General features: G+C 57.4%; 1 pseudogene. It reads right to left on the reverse strand.

Annotated features, from left to right (window positions below):
- Nucleotides 1-124 precede the first annotated feature (124 nt).
- Nucleotides 125-226 (reverse strand): annotated as a pseudogene (locus F2P46_RS38145) (carboxymuconolactone decarboxylase); the annotation flags it as partial.
- Nucleotides 227-350 lie beyond the last annotated feature (124 nt).

The raw sequence follows: 350 nt of genomic DNA on the forward strand, positions 1-350 counted from the left end.
GGACGGTCCATATTTCGCCGCTTTCTCGGCCAATAGCTCGCTATTGGCACTGCGAAATCGTCAAAATCTGGCCTCGCCCAGCTATTTTTTCGCTTCGACTCCCCAAGTCCGACAGGCTGCTAGCCTGGGCCGCGCTCATCTCTTGCGCACTGGCGCCGGCCTTGCATCCCAGCATGGTGCGGGCGGCCAGACAGTATTCGCAGCGGTTCAGGTCGGCAATAGCGAGGCACTTGCAAAACTGGTCACGTGTGTGAATTTGATCGCCGGACTCGGCATGATGGAGGGGCGTGGGCGCCCATTTCTGGCATGATATTGGTTCTGAAGACAACATCAAAACGCCCACACCATGA

Source organism: Massilia sp. CCM 8734 (assembly GCF_011682155.1).
GTDB classification, from domain to species: Bacteria; Pseudomonadota; Gammaproteobacteria; order Burkholderiales; family Burkholderiaceae_D; genus Telluria_A; species Telluria_A rubra.